Annotated in this window: 6 protein-coding genes; 4 read left to right on the top strand and 2 right to left on the bottom strand. The window is 59.9% G+C overall.

Annotation, left to right across the window (positions count from 1 at the left end):
• Positions 1–59: 59 nt before the first annotated feature.
• Positions 60–1,529: an ATP-dependent RNA helicase RhlB gene (rhlB, locus tag ACRESD_RS13670; RefSeq protein WP_431751395.1), complete on the bottom strand. Its 1,470-nt coding sequence runs from the start codon at positions 1,527–1,529 to the stop codon at positions 60–62.
• 96 nt (positions 1,530–1,625) lie between these two features.
• Positions 1,626–2,282: an alpha/beta hydrolase gene (locus tag ACRESD_RS13675; RefSeq protein WP_431751390.1), complete on the bottom strand. Its 657-nt coding sequence runs from the start codon at positions 2,280–2,282 to the stop codon at positions 1,626–1,628.
• A 344-nt stretch (positions 2,283–2,626) separates the two neighbouring features.
• On the opposite strand from ACRESD_RS13675, the gene ACRESD_RS13680 reads away from it, so the two are divergent.
• From ACRESD_RS13680 to ACRESD_RS13695, 4 genes are all read left to right on the top strand, one after another.
• A complete protein-coding gene (locus ACRESD_RS13680) occupies positions 2,627–3,658 on the top strand; it encodes an amino acid ABC transporter substrate-binding protein (RefSeq protein WP_431751391.1) in 1,032 nt (343 codons plus the stop codon).
• Between the two features lie 72 nt (positions 3,659–3,730).
• A complete protein-coding gene (locus ACRESD_RS13685) occupies positions 3,731–4,912 on the top strand; it encodes an amino acid ABC transporter permease (RefSeq protein ID WP_431751392.1) in 1,182 nt (393 codons plus the stop codon).
• Between the two features lie 10 nt (positions 4,913–4,922).
• Positions 4,923–6,020 carry an amino acid ABC transporter permease gene (locus tag ACRESD_RS13690; protein WP_431751393.1) on the top strand — a complete coding sequence of 366 codons (1,098 nt, stop codon included), beginning with the start codon at positions 4,923–4,925 and terminating at the stop codon, positions 6,018–6,020.
• A 10-nt stretch (positions 6,021–6,030) separates the two neighbouring features.
• Complete coding sequence (locus ACRESD_RS13695; protein ID WP_431751394.1) at positions 6,031–6,795, top strand: amino acid ABC transporter ATP-binding protein; 765 nt, start codon at positions 6,031–6,033, stop codon at positions 6,793–6,795.
• The last annotated feature ends 19 nt before the right edge of the window (positions 6,796–6,814 follow it).

The raw sequence follows: 6,814 nt of genomic DNA on the forward strand, positions 1-6,814 counted from the left end.
ATCGCAGGCAAGCCAGCTCCCACACAAGCCAGCTCCCACATTTCTTACTGCGTCCCAGCCTAGGAGCGCTTGCGCTCCACCGCCCGCAACAGATGCGTCGGCGGTGTTTCACAGCTGATCTTGCGGCCCAACAGCGCCTCGATCGACGGCAACTGATACGAGTCATCCTCACCGGCAAAACTGATCGACACACCCGCCGCGCCGGCACGACCGGTACGGCCAATGCGGTGCACGTAGTCGTCCGGTACTTCCGGCAGGGTGAAGTTGATCACGTGGCTGATGCCGTCGATGTGAATCCCGCGACCTGCCACGTCGGTGGCCACCAGCACACGGATCTTGCCTTCGCGGAAGCCTTCCAGGGTCTTGATGCGCTTGTGCTGCGGCACGTCGCCCGACAACTGCGCGGCGTTGACGCCGTCACGCACCAGGCGTTCTTCGATGCGGCGTACTTCGTCCTTGCGGTTGGCAAAGACCATCACGCGCTCCCAACCGTTATCGTTGACCAGGTTGTAGAGCAGCTTGTACTTGTCGGCACCGGCGACGGCGTAGATGTGTTGCTCGACGTTTTCACTGGCGACGTTTTCCGCTTCGATCTCGACGATGGACGGGTCGGTGGTCCATTGCTTGGCGAGGTTCATCACGTCGTCGGTAAAAGTCGCGGAGAACAGCAGGGTCTGGCGCTCGGTCTTCGGTGGCGTCTGGCGAATGATCTGGCGTACTTGTGGGATAAAGCCCATATCGAGCATGCGGTCGGCTTCGTCCAGCACCATCACTTCGACCATGTCCAAATGCACGTCGCCACGCTGGTTGAAGTCCAGCAGGCGGCCCGGCGTGGCCACCAGGATGTCGCAGTGACGGGCTTCGAGGTGCTTGAGCTGCTTGTCGAAGTCCATGCCGCCCACGAACGTCATCACGTTGAGACCGGTGTACTTGGTCAGGTCGGCGGCGTCCTTGGCGATCTGCACCACCAGCTCCCGGGTGGGGGCGATGATCAGGGCGCGCGGTTCACCCATGTAGCGCTCTTTCGGCGGCGGCGTCTGCAGCAATTGGGTGATGATCGAGATCAGGAACGCGGCGGTCTTGCCGGTACCGGTCTGGGCACGGCCGATGGCGTCTTTGCCGGCCAGGGTAAAGCCCAGTACCTGCGCCTGGATCGGCGTGCAGTACGGGAAACCCAGGTCCTGGATGGCGTGCATCAGTTCCGGGGCGAGCTTGAAATCGTGGAAGCGGGTCTTGCCTTCCTGGGGCTCGACGACAAAGTCTTCGAGTTTCCACGGAATGACCGGCGGTTTTGGCGCACGTTCGCGGCGTGGCTTTGGCGCGACTGGCGCGGGTGTGGCCTCGGCCGGTTTTGCCTGTTCGGGTGATGTCACCGTTGGCTTCTTCGGCTGGGCGGCAGGTGCGGTCCGAACGGGCTGTTGACCGTCATTGCGGCTGCCGGGCGTCGGAACGGGAGCACTGGGAACTGGCGCGAGCGGCTCAGCCTCGCTTTTGCCGAACATCTTCTTAAGTGCTTTGAGCACGGTGATCTCATTAATTGGTTAAGGAATGTACGCCGGCCAGTGTAATGCAAGAATCGGGCGCGGCGTAGTGCGTCTGTCATACGGCTACATAAACGCTGGTTTTCAGCCCAGGCGAGCGCTCAACCAGGCACCGATATCGCGGATCTCTTCGGGTAACACTTCGTGGCCCATTGGGTATTCCTGCCATGTCACGGTGACACCACGGGTCTTCAAATGCTCATAGGCACTGCGGCCCATAGCGTTCTGTACCACGTCGTCGTATTGGCCGTGCAAGCACAGGGCCGGAATGCGCTGTTGGCTGGCGGACAATTCCAGCTCATCACCGAACGTCGGTGCGTAGGTGGAGAGGGCGATCACGCCACCGAGGGCGCCCTGCCATTTCATGAAGGCGGTGTGGAACACCACGGCGCCACCTTGGGAAAAACCGGCGAGGAAAATTCGCGAAGCGTCTATCCCGGTGCTTTTTTGTTCCTTGATCAAGTCGGTGACCATTTTCGCCGATGTTTCCAACTCTTCCAGGCTGATGGAGCGCGCCGGGCTCATGGCCTTGATATCGTACCAACTGGGCATCTCATAGCCACCGTTGATCGTCACCGGACGGGTCGGTGCCTGGGGCAAAACGAAACGGGTTGTCAGTAAATTTTCCTGCAACGCTTCGGCCACCGGCAGGAAGTCGTAGCGATCGGCACCCAGGCCATGCAACCAGATTACGCAGGCATCTGCGGGCTTGGCGGGCTGAAGAATCAAGGGTTCGGTCATGTCTGCTCCATCTATGTGCGTACGCTCCGATTGGGTGCGTCGGAACGGTGCGTGAAAGGTTGATCTGTTAAGAGAATGTCGCAAGGTTGAATCTTTTTCTATTGAACAGGGGCTGAAGCGACTCAGCCGACACTCTGGTACGCGCCTTGCTATGTGTAGGTCGATGTCAGAACTATCTGAGGACGGTAACACTATCAGTGACGCCGCCTGTGGGATAGCAACTGGAATTACCGCGACGACCTCATGCCGCTTGACCCTATAAAAAGCCAACACGGGTCGATATCGCCTCATAAGGGTGCGCTGAGGTTCGAGCTCCGACACAACAAGAGCAACTGGAGGTTTGAATGAAGGTATTGAAATCCACCCTGGCCATCGTCACCGCGGCCGCTGTATTGGGTGTCAGTGGGTTCGCCCAAGCCGGCGCCACCCTGGACGCTGTACAGAAGAAAGGCTTTGTGCAATGTGGCGTGAGTGACGGCCTGCCGGGTTTCTCGGTGCCGGATGCCAGCGGCAAGATCCTCGGGATCGACGCTGACGTGTGCCGTGCCGTTGCCGCTGCCGTCTTCGGTGATGCGACCAAGGTCAAATTCAGCCAGTTGAACGCCAAGGAGCGTTTCACCGCGCTGCAGTCTGGCGAAGTCGACATCCTGTCGCGTAACACCACCATGACCAGCTCCCGCGATGCGGGCATGGGCTTGAAATTCCCGGGCTTCATCACCTACTACGACGGTGTTGGCTTCCTGGTGAACAATAAACTGGGCGTGAAAAGTGCCAAGGAACTGGACGGTGCAACCATCTGCATCCAGGCCGGTACCACCACTGAACTGAACGTTTCCGACTACTTCCGCGCCAACAACCTCAAATACACCCCGATCACCTTCGACACCTCCGATGAAAGCGCCAAGTCGCTGGAGTCCGGGCGTTGCGACGTGCTGACCTCCGACAAGTCCCAGCTGTTCGCCCAGCGCAGCAAGCTGGCCTCGCCGAAAGACTACTCGGTGCTGCCGGAAACCATTTCCAAAGAGCCTCTGGGCCCGGTGGTCCGTAACGGTGACGACGAGTGGCTGGCCATCGTGCGCTGGGTGGGCTACGCCCTGCTCAACGCTGAAGAAGCCGGTATCACTTCGAAAAACGTCGAAGCGGAAGCCAAGTCCACCAAGAACCCGGACGTTGCACGTCTGCTCGGTGCTGACGGTGAGTACGGCAAAGACCTGAAACTGAAAAAAGACTGGGTTGTGCAGATCGTCAAGCAAGTCGGTAACTACGGCGAAATCTTCGAGAAAAACCTCGGCAAGAGCACCCCGCTGGAAATCGACCGTGGCCTGAACGCGCTGTGGAACAACGGCGGCATTCAATACGCACCCCCTGTGCGCTGATCGCTGATGGTTCTGTCACCCGGTGGGCCAACCGCCGGGTGATGTTCTGTTCCATTCTCTCCGGGGCACTTCATGCAAAATCAAATCGGCGCACCCAAGCAGAAGCTCAGCTTCAGCGATCCCAAAGTGCGTGCGTGGCTCTTCCAGATCATCACGATTGTGGCGGTGGTCTCGCTGGGCTGGTACCTCTTCAACAACACCCAGACCAACCTTCAACACCGGGGCATTACCTCGGGGTTCGACTTTCTTGAGCGCAGTGCTGGCTTCGGCATCGCGCAGCACTTGATCGACTACACCGAATCGGACAGCTACGCCCGCGTCTTTGTGATCGGTTTGCTCAACACCCTGTTGGTGACTGTGATCGGCGTGGTGCTGGCGACGATCCTGGGGTTTATCGTCGGCGTGGCACGCTTGTCGCCGAACTGGATGATCAACAAGCTGGCGACGGTGTATGTGGAAGTCTTCCGCAACATCCCGCCACTGCTGCAAATCCTGTTCTGGTACTTCGCGGTATTCCTGACCATGCCGGGGCCGCGTAACAGCCACAACTTCGGCGATACCTTCTTTGTCAGCAGCCGTGGCCTGAATATGCCGGCAGCGATCGCCGCTGACGGTTTCTGGCCGTTCGTGGCCAGCATCGTGGTTGCCATCGTGGCAATCATGTTCATGGCGCGTTGGGCCAACAAGCGTTTCGAAGCGACTGGCGTACCGTTCCATAAATTCTGGGTGGGCCTGGCGCTGCTCATCGTGATCCCGGCGTTGTGCGCCTTGATCTTCGGCGCGCCACTGCATTGGGAAATGCCGAAGCTGCAAGGTTTCAACTTCGTCGGCGGCTGGGTACTGATCCCTGAACTGCTGGCACTGACCCTGGCGCTGACCGTCTACACGGCAGCGTTTATCGCCGAGATCGTGCGTTCGGGCATCAAGTCGGTCAGCCACGGCCAGACCGAAGCTGCGCGTTCCCTGGGCCTGCGCCCTGGGCCGACGCTGCGCAAGGTCATCATCCCGCAGGCCCTGCGGGTGATCATTCCGCCGCTGACCAGCCAATACCTGAACCTGGCGAAGAACTCGTCGTTGGCCGCTGGTATCGGTTACCCGGAAATGGTTTCGCTGTTTGCCGGCACGGTGCTCAACCAGACCGGCCAGGCCATCGAAGTCATTGCCATCACCATGAGCGTGTACCTGGCGATCAGCATCAGCATTTCCCTGCTGATGAACTGGTACAACAAGCGCATTGCGCTGATCGAGCGGTGAGGACACCAGCATGACTACGCATACTTTCAAACCTGACATGCCGCCGCCGAGCAAAGTCTTTGGGCCGATCGCCTGGATGCGCGCCAACCTGTTCTCCAGCTGGCTCAACACCCTGCTGACTTTGCTGGCGATTTACCTGGTGTACCTGGTGGTGCCGCCGATCCTGCATTGGGCCATCATCGATGCCAACTGGGTCGGCACGACACGCGCTGATTGCACGAAGGAGGGCGCCTGCTGGGTGTTTATCCAACAGCGCTTCGGGCAGTTCATGTACGGCTATTACCCAGCCGATCTGCGCTGGCGTGTGGACCTGACCGTGTGGCTGGCCATCGTCGGCGTGGCGCCGCTGTTCATCTCGCGCTTTCAACGCAAGGCGATATACGGCCTGGGCTTTCTGGTGCTGTACCCGATCATTGCCTACTTCTTGTTGCACGGCGGTGTGTTCGGCCTGACCAACGTGGCGACCAGCCAATGGGGCGGCCTGATGCTGACCCTGGTGATCGCCACCGTCGGCATCGCCGGAGCCTTGCCGTTGGGCATCGTGTTGGCGTTGGGGCGACGTTCGAACATGCCGGCGATTCGAGTGGTCTGCGTGACCTTCATCGAATTCTGGCGCGGCGTGCCGTTGATCACGGTGCTGTTCATGTCCTCGGTGATGCTGCCGTTGTTCCTGCCCGAAGGCATGAACTTCGACAAGCTGCTGCGGGCGCTGATCGGCGTGATCCTGTTCCAGTCGGCCTACGTGGCCGAGGTGGTGCGCGGCGGTCTGCAGGCGATCCCCAAGGGGCAATACGAGGCGGCTGCGGCGATGGGCCTGGGTTACTGGCGCAGCATGGGCCTGGTGATTCTGCCCCAAGCCTTGAAGCTGGTGATCCCGGGCATCGTCAACACGTTTATCGCGCTGTTCAAGGACACCAGCCTGGTGATCATCATCGGCCTGTTCGACCTGCTCAACAGCGTCAAACAGGCTGCTGCCGACCCCGCCTGGCTGGGCATGGCGACCGAGGGCTATGTATTCGCCGCCCTGGTTTTCTGGATTTTCTGTTTCGGTATGTCCCGCTACTCCATGCATCTGGAGCGCAAGCTGGACACAGGCCACAAGCGTTAGGAGTGTTCCCATGAGTGAAGCGATCAAGCAGCCTGCTGGCCCCGAAGGCATCATCCAGATGCAGGGTGTGAACAAATGGTACGGCCAGTTCCACGTGCTCAAGGACATCAACCTGAATGTGCGCCAGGGCGAGCGTATCGTCCTGTGTGGCCCGTCGGGATCGGGCAAGTCCACTACCATCCGCTGCCTCAACCGTCTGGAAGAGCACCAGCAGGGCCGCATCGTGGTCGATGGCGTGGAACTGACCAACGACCTCAAGCAGATCGAAGCGATCCGCCGTGAAGTCGGCATGGTGTTCCAGCATTTCAACCTGTTCCCGCACCTGACCATCCTGCAGAACTGCACCCTGGCGCCGATGTGGGTGCGCAAGCTGCCCAAGCGCAAGGCCGAGGAAATCGCCATGCACTACCTGGAGCGGGTGCGGATTCCGGAGCAGGCGCACAAGTTTCCGGGGCAACTGTCCGGTGGTCAGCAGCAGCGGGTGGCGATTGCCCGTGCGCTGTGCATGAAGCCGAAGATCATGCTGTTCGATGAACCGACCTCGGCGCTCGATCCGGAGATGGTCAAGGAAGTGCTCGATACCATGGTCAGCCTGGCTGAGGACGGCATGACGATGCTCTGTGTGACCCACGAAATGGGCTTCGCCCGAACGGTGGCGAACCGGGTGATCTTCATGGACAAGGGGGAGATTGTGGAGCAGGCGGCACCGGACGACTTCTTCGACCGGCCGCAGAATGAGCGGACCAAGTTGTTCCTCAGCCAGATTCTGCACTGACTCCATCGCGGGGCAAACC

The organism is Pseudomonas sp. (assembly GCF_050739995.1).
Lineage (GTDB): Bacteria > Pseudomonadota > Gammaproteobacteria > Pseudomonadales > Pseudomonadaceae > Aquipseudomonas.

Excerpts from the sequence above, each read along its gene's own strand:
- ACRESD_RS13675 (WP_431751390.1), bottom strand. The coding sequence starts at position 2,282 with ATGACCGAACCCTTGATTCTTCAGCCCGCCAAGCCCGCAGATGCCTGC.
- ACRESD_RS13680 (WP_431751391.1), top strand. The coding sequence starts at position 2,627 with ATGAAGGTATTGAAATCCACCCTGGCCATCGTCACCGCGGCCGCTGTA.
- ACRESD_RS13685 (WP_431751392.1), top strand. The coding sequence starts at position 3,731 with ATGCAAAATCAAATCGGCGCACCCAAGCAGAAGCTCAGCTTCAGCGAT.
- ACRESD_RS13690 (WP_431751393.1), top strand. The coding sequence starts at position 4,923 with ATGACTACGCATACTTTCAAACCTGACATGCCGCCGCCGAGCAAAGTC.
- ACRESD_RS13695 (WP_431751394.1), top strand. The coding sequence starts at position 6,031 with ATGAGTGAAGCGATCAAGCAGCCTGCTGGCCCCGAAGGCATCATCCAG.